Here is a 15,851-nt window from a genome sequence, read left to right as displayed (position 1 = left end):
TAATTTAGCTAAAAATATCATTTAAAAGTTTAGCTAAACGGACGCCACCTTTTTGTAACTGTTGTCTTACAGTTTTAAAATGATCGTAAGAATAACGATAGCGTAAATTTTCACCAACTTTTACAGATTCATAAACTGGAATGGTCAGTTTTCTAGTGTCGTGTACCCAGTCAATTACATTTCCTTTTTGCATGCTCTTTACTTGTTCTTTAGTTAAGTCATCTGTATTATCAGCAAGTTCTTTATAACTCATTTCCCACTCATCTATCATATTTTCATCCCAAACTCTATGTAAATTAGTTCCTCTGCCAAACCATTGTACTTGAATTGTATTACCACCTTTGTCTTCAGCCCTACCGATATGCATAGGTTGATGTAAATCACCAACCAAATGCACTAACATTTTTAAATAAAATGCCTTTTCCTCTTTTGAACTGTTCTTATCTTTTAATACTGAAATACACTTATTGATACCGGTTACTAAATCTCCATTAGTGTTTTTTTTAGATTCTGGATATGTTTTATCAAATGGCATATTTACGTAATGCCAAGTGTAAAAATCATTGTATTTTCTGTCAGATTTGATTTGGTCGGCGTAGGTAGATACAAAAGCAAGACTTTGACCATTTAATAGCTTTTCTATTTTCTTTTTCGCACTTCTTTTGAGATGTTTTTCTGCTATTTCACCTGTAGCTCTATGTCCAGTAGGACCCCAAATATCATTAGCGAATGAAGTGTTAGGGTTTATAAATAGATAAATGAAAAACAATATAATAGATAACCTCATGAATTCTAAATTTTCGCTAAAATATAAAATAAGTATGTTAAAAAATTTGTAAATGTTATTTTTTTTATTATATCTTTGTGATATCATAATAATATCATATTAAAATCAATAAACATGAAACAGGAAAAAACAATTATCCCTTCAAATGGTTACTTAATGTTATTTATTTTTTTAATTCTATTTTTTGGAGGAGTTTTGGCTCTGATTGCATTTAAGAATCCAAGATTCATCTTACTAATATTGCTGGCAATTTTTTTAGTTCCTGGCTTTATTATGGTTCAGCCTAACAATTCAAGAGTTTTATTATTATTTGGAAAATATGTAGGTTCTGTTAAAAAGAATGGGTTTTATTGGGTAAATCCTTTTTACACAAAAAAGAAGGTATCGCTTAGAGCTAGTAATTTTGATAGTGAACGTTTAAAGGTAAATGATAAATTAGGTAACCCAATCATGATTAGTACCATATTGGTGTGGCGTGTATTAGATACTTACAAAGCCGCTTTTGATGTAGACAATTATGAAAATTTTGTAAGAGTTCAAACTGATGCTGCTGTACGTAAATTAGCGAGTATGTACCCATACGATAATTTTGCTGATGAAGGTCATGACGAAGATATTACGCTTCGTTCTAGTGTGAATGAAGTAAGTGAAACTCTTGAAAAGGAATTGGAAGAACGTTTATCTATAGCTGGTATTGAAGTTCTGGAAGCTCGTATAGGTTATTTGGCGTATGCACAAGAAATAGCAAATGCAATGCTTAAGCGTCAACAGGCTACTGCAATTGTATCTGCAAGACATAAAATTGTAGAAGGTGCGGTTAGTATGGTGGAAATGGCTTTAGAAGAATTGGGGAAAAAAGAAATTGTTGATTTAGATGAAGAGCGTAAAGCTGCAATGGTAAGTAATCTAATGGTTATTCTATGCGGAGATAAAGACGCATCGCCAGTATTAAATACAGGAACTTTAAATCAATAGAAGAATATAATTAATGTTTAAAAGTGAAAAAACTCTGTTAGAAACAATAATAGCAAGTGTAATAAAAGATTTTAAGCTACTTATAAATAAATTAGTAACTTCATTTTAACATGGCAAAGAAAAAGGCATTCGCACTTAGAATTAATGAAGAAATGCTTAAGGCAATTGAAAAATGGGCTTCAGACGAATTCCGCAGTACTAATGGACAAATAGAATGGATGCTGAATCAAAGTTTAAAACAGGTCAAACGAGACCCCAAGAAAAAAGATCAAGATAATTAAGAATTCTTTAACACTTAATTATTCTATATTTGACGCAAGTCAATTAGTGGAATGAAACAAACCTACAAGCTATGTCTAAACATAGCTTTATTACTTATTATTTTTGGCGTTAATGCGCAAAAACAATTTACTGTTAAGTACATAAATTCATCGATAAATGTTGATGCTTCTTTAGATGAAGAAGTATGGCAATCAGCTGATATTGCTACTAATTTTTGGCAGCAATTCCCTACTGATTCTTTACAAGCTAAAGCACAGACAGAAATTAAAATGTTATTTGATGATGAAAATTTATATGTTGGCATAAAAGTATATGCAGCGGGTGACAATTATGTTGTTCCTTCCTTGCGTAGAGATTTTAGAGCGGGTGGAAATGATAATATAACATTACTATTTGACACATTTAATGACGCTACTAATTCTTTTATTTTTGGTTCAAATCCTTATGGTGTGCTTAGAGAGATGTTATTATCTGGAGGAGGAACCAGTCCAAGGGATTTTGATGGAGCATGGGATGTAAAGTGGGAAGGAGAATCAGAAATGTATGATGGCTATTATATTTGTGAGTGGAAGATTCCATTGTATGCATTTAAGTATAGAGAAGGTGAAACTAAATGGCGTTTTAATAGTTATCATTTTGACACTCAGGATAATGAAATAAATACATGGATCCAAATTCCCCGAAATCAATTTATTTTCAACTTGGCTTATATGGGTGATATGCATTTTGAAAGACCACTAGGTAAGTCTAAATCACCAGTGTCAATAGTTCCATATATAAATACTAGTGTATTACAAGATTTAGAAGAGAATACAGATGATACAGATTTTAAAGTAGGTGGTGACGCGAAATTTACTATTGGCAATAGCCTAAATCTTGACTTAACGATTAACCCGGATTTTTCACAGGTAGAAGTAGATCGTCAAATAACCAATTTAACGAGGTTTAGCATAGCTTTACCAGAAAGACGTCAATTTTTTATAGAAAATAGTGATCTTTTCGGAAGCTTTGGAGATTTTAGAGAGTCGCGAACTTTTTTTTCGCGACGAATTGGAATCGCAGAAGATATAGATGGCGAAACAATAGAAAATGGAATTCTGGCGGGCGCTCGCTTAAGCGGTAAGCTTAATAATAATTTTAGGGTAGGCTTCTTAAATATGCAAACCGAAGAAGATGAATCCAATGAAATTGCAGCTACAAATAATACAGTTGTTGCATTACAACATAAGATGTTTAGCCGTTCAAACCTAAGCTTTTTATTTATTAATAAACAAGCAACTAAGGATTATGATTTTTTAAATGATAATGATGATGAAACAAATAATAATACATATAACAGAGTTATAGGCTTAGATTATAATTTAGCATCGAAAGATAATACATGGACAGGAAAATATTACTTACATAAGTCTTTTACACCAAATTCTGAAGATAAAGATTATTCTGCTGGAGCTTCTACAGAATATAACAGCAGGTATTTTAATTTACGTTTAAGCGGGGTTTACATAGGTGATGATTTTAGATCAGAATTAGGTTTTGTTAGGCGGACAGATATGTTTAAGGCAATCCTAGATGTTGGAGTGAATATTTGGCCTAAGAAGGGCGTTTTTAATAGACATAGTTTTTCTGTTCTTCCTATTATATTTTTTAGACCAGATGCCTTGAATTTTGGAGTGTCAGATAGGTTTAATAGAATTCAATGGGAAGGTAGTTTTAAAGACCAGTCTCAATTATCTGCTTCAATAAGCCATAGATACACTAAATTAATAGATGGTAGCTTTGATCCTACAGGTTCTGATGATGCTATTGAATTACCAGAAAATTCTGAATATGATTATACTGAATATAGAATTGAATATAGATCTGATCAAAGAAAGAGGTTTTCATATAATATAGAACCGTCTTATGGTACATTTTATAACGGAACTAAGTTTTCTTTTCAAGGAAACCTCAATTTGAGAATTCAGCCTTATTTTGTTGCTTCAGCACAAATAAATTACGATGAGATTAATTTGCCAGAGCCTTATCCTGATGCTTCAATTTGGCTGGTTGGTCCAAGATTTGATGTTACTTTTAATAAAAAATTATTCTGGACAACTTTAGTTCAGTATAGTAACCAGAGAGATAATTTAGGAATCAATAGTCGATTACAATGGCGTTTTAAATCACTGTCTGACTTATTTATTGTTTATAATGATAATTACTTTGTAAACTCCTTTGCCCCGAAGGTAAGGTCAATCACTTTAAAATTTACCTATTGGCTAAATATATAATTCAATATATTTGAACACTTAACTCAAATTTATAATGAAAAAAATAACTAGTTTATTTGTCATATTTCTTTCAATTTCAGTTTTCTCTCAAACCAAATCACCTAAAGAATTTTTAGGTTATGAATTAGGTGATCGTTTTTCAAGACACCATCAAGTGGTTGATTATTTTAAATATGTTGCTGAAAATAATAGCAATGTGAAATTAGAGAAATATGGAGAGACGTACGAAAAGAGACCTTTATATTTAGCTTTTATAACCGCTCCTGAGAATTTTGAAAAGCTTGAAGAACTTAGACAAAATCATCTTAGAACTACAGGTATTTTAGAAGGTGCAGCTATCGAAGATATTGCTATAGTTTGGTTAAGTTATAATGTGCATGGTAATGAAGCATCGAGTACTGAAGCTTCTATGAAAACTTTATATTCTCTTGTTGATCCTAAGAATGAAGAAACTAAAAAATGGTTAGAGAATACAATAGTTATTATAGATCCATGTATTAATCCAGATGGTCGAGATCGTTATGCGAATTGGTTTAACCAATATGGTAACTTTCCATATAATAAAAATCCAGACTCTAAAGAACACCATGAGGCTTGGTTAAGTGGTAGACCAAATCATTATATGTTTGATTTAAATAGAGATTGGGCTTGGGGTTCTCAAATAGAATCTCAAGAACGTATTAAACAATATAATAAGTGGATGCCTCATATTCATGTAGATTTCCATGAACAAGGAGTAGATAATCCTTATTATTTTGCGCCAGCAGCAGAACCTTATCATGAAGTGATTACAGATTATCAACGAGATTTTCAGAAAACAATTGGTAAAAATCACGCTAAATATTTTGATAAAAATGGATGGCTTTATTTTACCAAAGAATGGTTTGATCTCTTATATCCTAGTTATGGCGATACATATCCCACATTTAATGGTGCTATTGGTATGACGTATGAACAAGCAGGTCATGGTAGAGCTGGTTTGGGGATTACAACTTCAGAAGGAGGCGAACTAACTTTAAAGGATAGAATTCTGCATCATTATACAACTGGGCTTTCAACTATAGAAACCGCATCGAAAAATTCAGACAAACTGAAAAGTGAGTTTAAAGATTATTTTAATGAGGCTAAACATAACCCTAAAGGGAAGTACAAAAGCTTCGTAATAAGTGATTCAAACGATATTGATAAAATCAATAGTTTACGAAAATTATTAGATAGACATGAGATTAAGTATGGAATTTCTAGTTCAACGTCTTCTGTAAAAGGATTTGACTATCAGTCTAATAAGAATAAATCAATTAAACTTTCAAATACTGATTTGGTAATTAATATGAATCAACCAAAATCAAATTTGGTAAAATCTTTATTTGAACCACAAGCTAAATTAAGAGATTCTCTAACGTATGATATCACAGCTTGGTCTTTACCTTATGCTAGAGGTCTAAAAGCTTATGCCTTATCTAATATTATTGCTACTAATGAAGTTGATGCTATTACTTTAGCTGGAAAAGTTGACGGAGTAGAAAAACCATATGCTTACCTTTCGAAATGGAATAGTGTAGAAGATGCCACCTTTTTAGGATATTTATTAAAGAACAAAGTAAAAGCACGCGTTTCAAGTCTTCCTTTTTCTATAAATAACAAAGATTATAAAGCTGGATCATTAATTATAACTAGAACAGGTAATGAAAAGTTAGGTGATCAATTTGATGTAATTGTTAGAGAGGCTGCTAACAAATATGGCAGAAATCTAAATGCTGTATCATCTGGGATGGTTTCAAAAGGAAAAGACTTTGGTTCTGCCACAGTTCGTTATATCAAACCTCCTAGGGTAGCTCTGCTTTCTGGAAGTGGAGTTTCTACGTTGAGTTTTGGTGAAATCTGGCATTTCTTTGAGCAGCAACTTAATTATCCTGTTACAGTTTTAGATGTCGATTATTTTAGTTCAATCAATTTAGATAAGTATAATGTCTTGATATTGCCAAATGGCGCATATGGTAGTTTTCTAAATGAAAAAAAATTAAAATCATTAAAAGCTTGGGTGCAAAAAGGAGGGCGTTTAATTGCTATAGATAGAGCTCTTAACAAATTTGCAGATAGTAAGGAATTCAAGTTGTCTAAGTTTAAAGATGATGAAGAAAAGAAAGCTGTAGAGAAAAAAGAAAAAGAACGAAAAGAAAAACTAGAATTAGAAGCTTTTGATAATCTTGAGCGACAATCAATTTCTAACCTAATTACAGGAAGTATTTTTAAAGCAACTATGGATAATACAAACCCGCTTGGGTTTGGCTATGATAAAAGTTATCATACGCTACGTTTAAATAATAATCATTATGCATATTTAAAAGATGGTCAAAATGTAAGTGTTATAAAAGATAAAGCTGATCAGGTAAGTGGTTTTGCTGGTGCCAATGCTTTAAAAAATGTTGATAAATCATTAGTATTTGGCATAGAATCTATAGGTGGTGGAGAAGTGATATACCTTGCAGATAATCCATTGTTCAGAAGTTTTTGGGAAAATGGAAAGTTAGCTTTTAGTAACGCCGTATTTTTAGTAGGGCAATAAAATAATTTTATGGATACCACACCTTTATTTACAAAAGATACCATTGTTTTTGGACTCTTAATGATCGCTTTAGGCTTTATTTTTTATACATCATCAAAGACAGAGGGTTTTTGGAAAAAATTCTATAGCATTATACCCGCTCTGTTTATGGCGTATATGTTACCCGCAATTTTTACAGCAGTTGGTTTAATAGCACCCGATTGGGAAGCTATAAATGAAGTTGGTGAGGTTACTAAACACAAATCTAATTTATATTTTATGGCAAGTAGGTATTTATTACCTGCAGCTTTGGTGTTGATGACCTTAAGTATTGATTTAAAGGCTGTTTTTAATTTGGGTTGGAAAGCATTAGCAATGTTTTTTACTGGTACCATAGGTATTATAATTGGGGGACCGATTGCAATATTAGTTATTTCTTTTTTTTCACCAGAAACAGTTGGTGGAGCAGGACCAGATGCGGTATGGAGAGGCTTGTCTACTTTAGCTGGAAGCTGGATTGGTGGAGGGGCTAATCAAGCTGCCATGTTAGAAATTTATGGATACAATCAAGATAAATTTGGAGCTATGGTATTGGTAGATATTGTAGTAGCTAATATCTGGATGGCATTGTTACTAATAGGTATTGGTAAATCTGCTAGAATAGATAAATGGCTTAAATCGGATACTTCGGCAATTGAAAAATTAAAAGAAAAGGTTTCAACTTATGCTAAGAAAGTAGAACGAAAACCTAGCTTAAGTGATTTTATGATTATTGCAGCAGTCGCATTCGGTTCAGTTAGTGTGGCTCACTTTGGAGCTGATTATTTGAGTAAATTTTTTAGTAATGTAGTTGGAGGTATTGAATCTGAAACAACTAAGAATATATTCACGTTTTTAGGCTCGCAATTTTTTTGGATGATAAGTATCGCTACAACAATAGCAATATTATTATCGTATACAAAAGTTAAAATGTATGAAGGAGCTGGCGCAAGTAAACTTGGAAGTGTATTTATATACATCTTAGTTGCTACAATTGGAATGAAAATGGACTTAAAAGGAGTTTTTGATAATTTAGGTTTGATAGCAGTTGGTGTAATTTGGATGGCGATTCATGCCATACTTTTAATAATAGTTGCCAAACTTATAAAGGCACCATATTTCTTTTTAGCAGTAGGTAGTCAAGCTAACGTTGGCGCAGCGGCGTCAGCACCAGTTGTTGCAGCAGCTTTTCACCCTTCTCTAGCTACAGTTGGTGTTTTATTGGCTGTATTTGGTTATGCAATTGGTACGGTAGCTGCTATCGGTTGTACAATTTTAATGCAAATTGCTTCTGGAGGGTAATTAGAAATCACTTTTGTCATTCCGCTGTAGGTAGAAATCCATAAAATATATATATTCGCATCCATTAAAAAGAGAATATGAAGGATCTAATATTCAGGTGTGGTATTGTATTATTTTTCATTGCTTGTTCTAGCGATAAGAAGAGTAATATGTTTGTGAGCGGTGAGGTAAAAGGATTAAAAAAAGGAACATTGTATTTACACAAGCAAGTAGACACAACTTTCGTTGCTGTTGATTCTGTTACGTTGGACGGTGTTAGTACTTTTTCTCTTTCAGATAAATTAGAAAGCCCGGAAATCTATTTCTTATCACTAGGAGATAATAAGGAAAAGAGTATATTGTTTTTTGGTGACAAGGGAGATATCACAATCAATACCAAATTAGATAAGTTTATTTTCTCTGCAGATATCTCTGGTCAAAAAAACCAACAACTTTTGGAGGATTATAAGGAAATGATTGACAAGTTTAAGAATAAAAACTTAGACTTAATCAAGGCAGATTTTGAATCAAAAAATGACTCTATCAAACGAGATTCAATTTTAAAATTATCAAATAGTTTGTTGAAGCGTAGATATTATTATACCGCAAATTTTGCTGTCAAGAACGCTGATGCTGAAATTGCACCATATTTGGCTTTAACTGAATTATATAATGCCAATATCAAACTATTGGATACGGTTAATAATTCATTATCGGAAAAAGTAAAAGAGTCTAAATATGGTAAAGAGTTAGATAAGTATATAAAAGAGATAAAAAATAAAGAATAAAAAATCCCGCTTAAGTGGGATTTTTTAGTTAAAATCTATTGTCACCATCTAGAATATCTCCAAGACCACCGAGTATACTTCCTTCACCTCTATCTTTTCCACCTGTTCTAGGAGCCGAGGCAATCACTCTACCAGCTAACCTACTAAATGGTAATGATTGTACATATACTGTTCCAGGTCCTTGTAATGTAGCAAAGAATAACCCTTCACCACCAAATACGGTATTTTTAATACCACCTACAAATTCGATGTCATAATTAACGGTATTGTCAAAACCAACAATACAACCAGTATCTACTTTTAAAACTTCACCAGCTTGTAATTCTTTTTTGGCTACCGTACCACCTACATGCATAAAAGCCATACCATCACCTTCTAATTTTTGCATGATAAATCCTTCACCACCAAACAAACCTCTACCTAATTTTTTAGAAAACTCTATACCAATTGATACACCTTTTGCAGAACACAAAAAAGCATCTTTTTGACAGATGAATTTATTGCCAAACTTAGTTAGGTCTAAAGGAATAATTTTCCCTGGATAAGGTGATGCAAATGATATTTTCTTTTTGCCTTGACCAATATTTAAAAAGGAAGTCATAAACAAACTCTCACCAGTTAAAACTCGTTTTCCTGCCGAAAATAATTTACCTAAGATGCCTTGCGTTTGACCCGAACCATCTCCGAAAATGGTATCCATTTTAATACCATCTTCCATCATCATAAAGCCTCCAGATTCTGCTATTACAGCTTCTTGTGGATCTAATTCTATTTCGACATACTGCATTTCTTCGCCGTATATTTCGTAATCTATTTCGTGTGCTGTCATGTTGTTGATTTATATAAGGTTATTTTTTGTTAATTAATTATCTCTTTCTTCAAAATCTTCAGTTTCTTTGATTTGTATACGTCTAACAATTAGGTAAATAAGCGTAATACCTATAGCTACCCAAATGAGACCGTATAATAATCCTGCGATTGTTTCCATAAATTAAAATTTAACTGCCGTTCCGTAGGCTAATATTTCTGCTGCGCCTTGCATAACCATTGCAGTAGTAATGCGAACGTTAACAATGGCATCAGCGCCCATACGTTTAGCATCTTGTGTCATACGTTGCATAGCTTGTTCTCTTGCATGAGCCTGCAGTTTTGTGTATTCTTCAATTTCACCGCCAACAATATTCTTTAAGCCTGCGAAAAAGTCACGACCAATATTTCGGGCTCTAACTGTACTACCGCGTGCAATGCCTAAAATTTCAGTAATTTCTTTATTGGGAATGGTTTCGGTTGTTGAAATGATCATAGTTAGTTGTTTTTTGATTAATATAATTATTAGTTGTCAATTTTGAGATTTTGTTACAATAACAGTTATTCAAAAACTGCCACAGCTCTTACCGGAGAACCAGTACCACCTCTAATTTTTAAGGGTAAGCCAATAAATTGAAATTCACCACGCCCTATTAATTGATGTAGGTTGATTAGGTTTTCATAATGTGTAAACCCGCAATCACCACAAATATGATGTACTTTTTTATTTGAGATTCCTGGTACGCCAGGAGACATGGTTTCAACGCCAAAAGCTGCAATTTTCTTTTCAGCCAAGTATTCTGCAGAAGCTATTGATAAACCTGGGCCTTTGCTCCAATTTTTAGTATTAAAATGTTTTCTATAATGATCAGTATAGAATAATAAGGTAGATCCTTCTTTAATTTTTAGATTGTTTTTTTTGAGTAAATCTTCAATTTCGTTTGGTTCGATCAGTTCTTGTAAACCTTTGTAAGAAAAATCTAAACAAATACCTTTGGTGTAAAACATAGATAGAGGCATAGTATCTATTGATTTGCCAATGTGTTTATCTTCCATATGATTAATGGCGTCTACATGCGACCCAGTATGTTCTCCTAATTCTAATTTATAAACAGCTGGTGTTTTTGTTATAGGGTTCTGAATACCGTCCCATTCTTCGTGTGTATTGTGGATAGTCATTTTTACTTGAGGCAAGTCCTTATAAATGGGCATGCCTTCATAAATTTCTTGACTTAGATCAATGATTTCTACCATAATCGGTTAACCTTTTAAAGTAATTTTTAAAATACTGTTTATATTTTCAACAACCGTGTTTGCATTTTCTTTTGTAAAACACAATGGAGGTTTGGTTTTTAATACATTATTATAAGGTCCATCGGTACTAATAAGAATGTTTCTGTTTCTTAATTCATTCTTTATATGTTGAGCTAGTTTAGTGTTGTGTTGTAATTTATCATTTTTGATAATCTCAATGCCTATGAATAACCCTGAACCTCTTACATCACCAATACAAGTATATTTTTTCTTCAAATCTTTAAAAAGATTCATATAATAGTCACCTACAACTTTAGCATTTTGTTGTAATTTTTCTTTTTCGATTACATCAAGAACGGCTAAACCGATAGCGCATGAAACAGGATTACCGCCAAAAGAGCTAAAAAACTCAACACCTTGAGCAAAAGATTCTGCTATTTTATTTGTACAAATTACAGCACCCATAGGATGACCATTACCCATAGGTTTCCCAACTATTACAATATCTGGCACTACATCTTGTGCTTCGAATCCCCAAAAATGATCTCCTAAACGACCAAAACCTGTCTGTACTTCATCACTGATACAGATTCCGCCTTGAGCCCTAATTACTGGATAAATTTCTTTTAAATAACCTTTAGCCAATGGTACTTGTCCGCCACATCCTACTATCGGTTCGCTAATAAATGCAGCTATTTTGTTTTCAGATTGTTCTATACTTTTAATAGCTTCGATTGCATATAGTTTACCAGCATCAATATCATTTTTAGAGTATTTTCCTCTATATCTATCTGGAATGGCTGTTTTTAAAATATAATTTTTTTGACCTTGGCCTTTTTTATTACTGAATTTATAGTCACTAATGTCCATTGCCAATTGGGTGTTGCCGTGATAACCATGCTCCATAACCATAATTTTCTTTTTTCTCGTATGAGTTTGAGCTAAACGTAAAGCTAGATCGCTAGCAGCACTGCCAGAATTTACAAAAAAGACCTTATTTAATGAGTCAGGAAACTTAGACAATAATTTTTCTGCATACTTTGGTAGTAAATCATATAAATACCGTGTATTGGTGTTTAATTTCGCCATTTGTTGTTGCCCAGCTGCTACTACCTTAGGGTGTGAATGTCCTACATGAGGAATATTATTATATGCATCTAAAAAGGTTGTTCCGTATGAATCATACATATATTGGAATGCTGACCGCTCTATTGAAATTGGCTGTTCATAACTAACCGATAAAATTGGGCTTATATATTTGTGGCGTTTTTTCAGTTTTTCTTCTATTGATACTACTCTTGGTATAGATAGACCAATAGCTCTTCTAAAACTATATTCGGTAGCAATAGGACCAATTGCAAGCCACTTGTGTAGCATAGACCAAGCATTCTTTTCACTTACTGTTGCATACTCATTTTCTGGGTTTTCTTTTTTCGAATGTGCAGAATTACAAACACTTATACATAATCTAGCTGCGATCAAATAATACAATACTTGTATTTCTTTTTCTTGCAAAGGCAATACATTATGGTATGATTTAAGAAGTCTAGAGGCCCATTGTAAGGGCTCTTCTTTATCGTAGCATATATAAGTAATAGCAATTGCTACTTCATTAATAAGAAATGAATGAGCTATGTCACCAAAATCTATTATACCACATATACTATTATCTTTTACTAGTAAGTTCCATTCGTTGGCATCATTATAAATGATTTGCTTACGTAATTTGGATGCAACTGGTAGCACATTTTCTTGAAATTGTTGCATAAAGTATCTAACCACATTTCTGTTATCAGTATTAGGGATATAATTAATATATTTTTCGTTTAGTTGCAGATACTGTAAATCCCATTCCCATTGTCTTGCTTTGTAAGTGTAATTTGTGAACTTTTGTAAATGAATATCCATTTGAGCTAGCAAAGTACCTAGTGAAGCGATCAGTTCTTCTCTTGCTTCTGAATCGCCTAAAAAATCTCCCTCTAAGTAGGAAAGCATTCTGCAAATAGTTGCTTTTCCATCTACCTCTAGGACTTTTATAAATTTACCATCATTAAAAAGTATTGGCTTAGGAAAGGTGTCTTGTGATAAATCTTGAAGGTGTAGTAACGCTTCATTTTCGGCATATACTATGTCGAGTAATTTTTTATTGAAAGGATAGGTTTTAAATATATATTTTACTTCATTTTCTTCAACCAAATAGTTAATATTATTGTAACCATTAAGTTTTTTTATTTTAGGAGTATGAAGTTTAAAATGTTCTTGTAAAAGTTTTTGCATGCTACAAGACTGTTGTGTAATTATTTATTATAAATCAAAGGTAAGTAAAGGATGTGGATTTTAATTAGGAGAAATCTGAAGTAATGAACTTCATTCATTTTTATTTGTAGTTACTATTTTATGAACTTATAAGTTTAACTAAAAGGACCCAACTTTTAAGTTTTTAAGGCTGAAATATGTAAATAGTATAAAATTTATATATTTAGTTATTCTAAAATGTTTAAAAGTTTTAGTAATATTTTTACCGAATGGCAGATAATCAAGATATTATAAAAGGTATTGTACAGCTTATTATTATTATATCAGTAACTATCTTTTTCTTTTCCTACTTTTCAAAAAAAACCTCTGAATTTAAAAAGCTATTTGGGCTAGTAATATTGTTTGTATGGCTTAGTGTTTCAATTATGCTGGGGTTCGAATATTTCATTTTTAGAGATCCTTCTACCTTGTTTTCAATTAATGGATTCATTGGTCTTATGAAAGAGTCATTACCAATGTCTCTAATTTTTGGAAGCTTGGTCTTTTTTGTTAAATATAGAAAACTTCGAGAAAAAACTAGTTAAAAAGTACATACTTAAGTCTAATAATGTTTTGCTCATTTATATTATTTTTTTGTGTAAATTTTCAGGGATGAAATTCTGCCAAAATAAGCTATACATTTTGTTAGGCATAGTTTTTTAATTTTATTTCGGAATCCATCTATTCAAATATTTAATAAATATTTTGGTGATATTCCGTGCGTCATCAATTCCACAATGATGAGTTCCATCCAGAATTAACTTTTCCTTTTTTAGTGCTCCACCCATACCTAGGGGTCTTCTTAAATTATTAATTGTGGTGTACTGATGTTTCAAGCTAATATGTTTATTGGTCCAGTCAGTATTTAGCCCGTATAAATTACAATCGTTTTGAAATTGATTTTTATCGTAATACCCCCAACTACATAGGAGATAGTCATTACCAGTATTTATCCAATCAATAAATTCCGATATCACAACTGGATACGTTTCAGCATTGTCAATTTGGGATTGTGTTATAGATGTTAGTTCTTTACAGAATTCCGATAGAGTTGAGTTTAATTTTGGTTTAATAAACTTGTTAAATTCACCTAATGTATTTCCGGATGCATCGACTTTCACTGCTCCAATTTCAATAATCTCATTTTGTTTTTCATTTGACCTGTTTTTCCAGCAAGTTGCCTCAAGGTCAAGTATTATATAATTCATAATAATCTGGTTAGGTTATCGCGATAAGATGGAGATTAATGAAAAAGGTTGCTTTAAGTGCGAAAATAATTATGCCTAACTGTTATATATAATTCAGTGAAATATATATTCTTTTCTATTTTTTTACTTTAATTCCCCAAGTATATTCAAACCTAGAAACCGAATCACCATGTTCATCGATGCCTTCTGATGTCATAATTACAGTCTGACCTTCGCCCGTTTTTATAGATTGTTGAATTGCGTCATCAATTAAGTGCCCATCTTTACATGTAAAATTAATTCTACCCGTAGCTTTCTTTGTAAACTCTCCTTTTTGAGCTCTTACTAACATCGATATATTCTTATCACTTTCACGAATTTTTTGCATAACTAATATACCAGTAGCTAATTCAGATGCCATGCCCTGTGTTGCCCAATACAATGATTTAAAAGGATTCTGATTTATCCAACGATGTTTAACTGTAGCAACTGCTTCGTTTTCAGACATTGATTTTACACGTACACCTGAAAAATAGGCAGATGGTAGTTTTAAGAGTAAGAATTTATTAAGATTACTAACCGAAAATTTTGTCATTTAAAAAAGATTTATTTGGCAATTTACTTAAAATAAGTGAGATAATCGACTGCGTATTTTCCCTAAAAATGATTAAAATTAAAAATTTGATATTTTTTAACTAAAAATCAGTAATTATTTAATCCACTGAAAAACAAATATTTAAATAATTAGATTAGTTAATTAAATGTTAAATTTTAAATTATTTTAGTACTTTGTATTGCATAGTATTGTTTTTTGTATATATATTTGCAATGTCAAGTATTATAAAAAAATAATATACAATGTTAACTCAAAGAGAAAAGAATACGGCATTTTTAACGCACTTATCATCATTTTTCAGTTTTGTATTTCCGTTAGGGAGTATTTTAGGCCCATTAATTATGTGGTCTGTAAATAAAGATAGAAGTGAATATGTTGACCAAAATGGGGTAGAAGCAGTAAACTTTAATATTAGTTATGTGCTATATATTGCAATACTAAGTATGATTATGTTTCCGTTCGCATTTGGTTCTTTATTTAGAAACCTAAGACATGTAGATGATTTTGACTATTTCGATTTTCATTTCGATTGGAGTTTTGATAATCTATTTGGAATACTAAGTATAGGTTCAATAATAGCTGTGATCGGATTTATAAAATTTATCCTAGTAATAGTAGCAGCAATAAAAGCAAGTAGAGGAGAAGTATATAAGTACCCTCTAACTATAAAATTTGTAAAATAACATTTAAAACCAATCAACCATGATATCAATATTAACCGC

The 15,851-nt window shown here is 31.8% G+C and carries 16 protein-coding genes; 8 read left to right on the top strand and 8 right to left on the bottom strand.

Annotated features, from left to right (window positions below; translation table 11 throughout):
* Positions 1 to 4 precede the first annotated feature (4 nt).
* On the bottom strand, positions 5 to 787 hold the full coding sequence (locus AC1EUV_RS07480) for a S1/P1 nuclease (RefSeq protein ID WP_480198056.1): 783 nt from the start codon (positions 785 to 787) through the stop codon (positions 5 to 7).
* 114 nt (positions 788 to 901) lie between these two features.
* Here AC1EUV_RS07480 and AC1EUV_RS07475 point away from each other — a divergent pair, with 114 nt between their 5' ends.
* The 6 genes from AC1EUV_RS07475 (at position 902) to AC1EUV_RS07450 (ending at position 8,970) form a co-directional block, all read left to right on the top strand.
* Positions 902 to 1,762, top strand: coding sequence for an SPFH domain-containing protein (locus AC1EUV_RS07475; RefSeq protein ID WP_480198055.1), 861 nt, complete (start codon positions 902 to 904; stop codon positions 1,760 to 1,762).
* A gap of 110 nt (positions 1,763 to 1,872) precedes the next feature.
* Positions 1,873 to 2,043 carry a type II toxin-antitoxin system antitoxin gene (locus tag AC1EUV_RS07470; RefSeq protein WP_480198054.1) on the top strand — a complete coding sequence of 57 codons (171 nt, stop codon included), beginning with the start codon at positions 1,873 to 1,875 and terminating at the stop codon, positions 2,041 to 2,043.
* Positions 2,044 to 2,094: 51 nt separating this feature from the next.
* Positions 2,095 to 4,317 (top strand): DUF5916 domain-containing protein, encoded by a 2,223-nt coding sequence (locus AC1EUV_RS07465; protein ID WP_480198053.1) that lies wholly within the window; start codon positions 2,095 to 2,097, stop codon positions 4,315 to 4,317.
* Between the two features lie 34 nt (positions 4,318 to 4,351).
* Positions 4,352 to 6,883: a M14 family metallopeptidase gene (locus AC1EUV_RS07460; protein ID WP_480198052.1), complete on the top strand. Its 2,532-nt coding sequence runs from the start codon at positions 4,352 to 4,354 to the stop codon at positions 6,881 to 6,883.
* A gap of 9 nt (positions 6,884 to 6,892) precedes the next feature.
* The gene (locus AC1EUV_RS07455) at positions 6,893 to 8,203 is read left to right on the top strand and encodes a DUF819 family protein (RefSeq protein WP_480198051.1); all 1,311 of its coding nucleotides are present in this window, start codon (positions 6,893 to 6,895) and stop codon (positions 8,201 to 8,203) included.
* A 77-nt stretch (positions 8,204 to 8,280) separates the two neighbouring features.
* Positions 8,281 to 8,970 carry a DUF4369 domain-containing protein gene (locus tag AC1EUV_RS07450; RefSeq protein WP_480198050.1) on the top strand — a complete coding sequence of 230 codons (690 nt, stop codon included), beginning with the start codon at positions 8,281 to 8,283 and terminating at the stop codon, positions 8,968 to 8,970.
* A 28-nt stretch (positions 8,971 to 8,998) separates the two neighbouring features.
* Here AC1EUV_RS07450 and AC1EUV_RS07445 read toward each other — a convergent pair whose 3' ends face one another.
* The 5 genes from AC1EUV_RS07445 to AC1EUV_RS07425 all read right to left on the bottom strand — a co-directional run bounded on the left by AC1EUV_RS07445 (position 8,999) and on the right by AC1EUV_RS07425 (position 13,308).
* Positions 8,999 to 9,799: a TIGR00266 family protein gene (locus AC1EUV_RS07445; RefSeq protein ID WP_480198049.1), complete on the bottom strand. Its 801-nt coding sequence runs from the start codon at positions 9,797 to 9,799 to the stop codon at positions 8,999 to 9,001.
* A gap of 33 nt (positions 9,800 to 9,832) precedes the next feature.
* The gene (locus tag AC1EUV_RS07440; RefSeq protein WP_480198048.1) at positions 9,833 to 9,958 is read right to left on the bottom strand and encodes a hypothetical protein; all 126 of its coding nucleotides are present in this window, start codon (positions 9,956 to 9,958) and stop codon (positions 9,833 to 9,835) included.
* 3 nt (positions 9,959 to 9,961) lie between these two features.
* Positions 9,962 to 10,273 (bottom strand): YbjQ family protein, encoded by a 312-nt coding sequence (locus tag AC1EUV_RS07435; protein WP_480198047.1) that lies wholly within the window; start codon positions 10,271 to 10,273, stop codon positions 9,962 to 9,964.
* A gap of 65 nt (positions 10,274 to 10,338) precedes the next feature.
* Positions 10,339 to 11,031 carry a cyclase family protein gene (locus tag AC1EUV_RS07430; protein ID WP_480198046.1) on the bottom strand — a complete coding sequence of 231 codons (693 nt, stop codon included), beginning with the start codon at positions 11,029 to 11,031 and terminating at the stop codon, positions 10,339 to 10,341.
* Positions 11,032 to 11,037: 6 nt separating this feature from the next.
* Positions 11,038 to 13,308: an aminotransferase class III-fold pyridoxal phosphate-dependent enzyme gene (locus tag AC1EUV_RS07425; RefSeq protein ID WP_480198045.1), complete on the bottom strand. Its 2,271-nt coding sequence runs from the start codon at positions 13,306 to 13,308 to the stop codon at positions 11,038 to 11,040.
* A gap of 248 nt (positions 13,309 to 13,556) precedes the next feature.
* On the opposite strand from AC1EUV_RS07425, the gene AC1EUV_RS07420 reads away from it, so the two are divergent.
* A complete protein-coding gene (locus AC1EUV_RS07420) occupies positions 13,557 to 13,871 on the top strand; it encodes a hypothetical protein (RefSeq protein ID WP_480198044.1) in 315 nt (104 codons plus the stop codon).
* A 120-nt stretch (positions 13,872 to 13,991) separates the two neighbouring features.
* Here the strand turns inward: AC1EUV_RS07420 and AC1EUV_RS07415 are convergent, their stop codons facing one another.
* Both AC1EUV_RS07415 and AC1EUV_RS07410 read right to left on the bottom strand, forming a co-directional pair.
* On the bottom strand, positions 13,992 to 14,534 hold the full coding sequence (locus AC1EUV_RS07415) for a 3'-5' exonuclease (RefSeq protein WP_480198043.1): 543 nt from the start codon (positions 14,532 to 14,534) through the stop codon (positions 13,992 to 13,994).
* A 115-nt stretch (positions 14,535 to 14,649) separates the two neighbouring features.
* Complete coding sequence (locus AC1EUV_RS07410; protein WP_480198042.1) at positions 14,650 to 15,108, bottom strand: DUF4442 domain-containing protein; 459 nt, start codon at positions 15,106 to 15,108, stop codon at positions 14,650 to 14,652.
* A 263-nt stretch (positions 15,109 to 15,371) separates the two neighbouring features.
* Here AC1EUV_RS07410 and AC1EUV_RS07405 point away from each other — a divergent pair, with 263 nt between their 5' ends.
* Positions 15,372 to 15,812 carry a DUF4870 domain-containing protein gene (locus AC1EUV_RS07405; RefSeq protein WP_480198041.1) on the top strand — a complete coding sequence of 147 codons (441 nt, stop codon included), beginning with the start codon at positions 15,372 to 15,374 and terminating at the stop codon, positions 15,810 to 15,812.
* Positions 15,813 to 15,851: the final 39 nt, after the last annotated feature.

This window comes from Maritimimonas sp. 2304DJ26-3 (genome assembly GCF_056591635.1).
The sequence above is the reverse complement of the archived record's forward strand: the minus strand, read 5'-3'. Positions and strand labels throughout refer to the sequence as shown.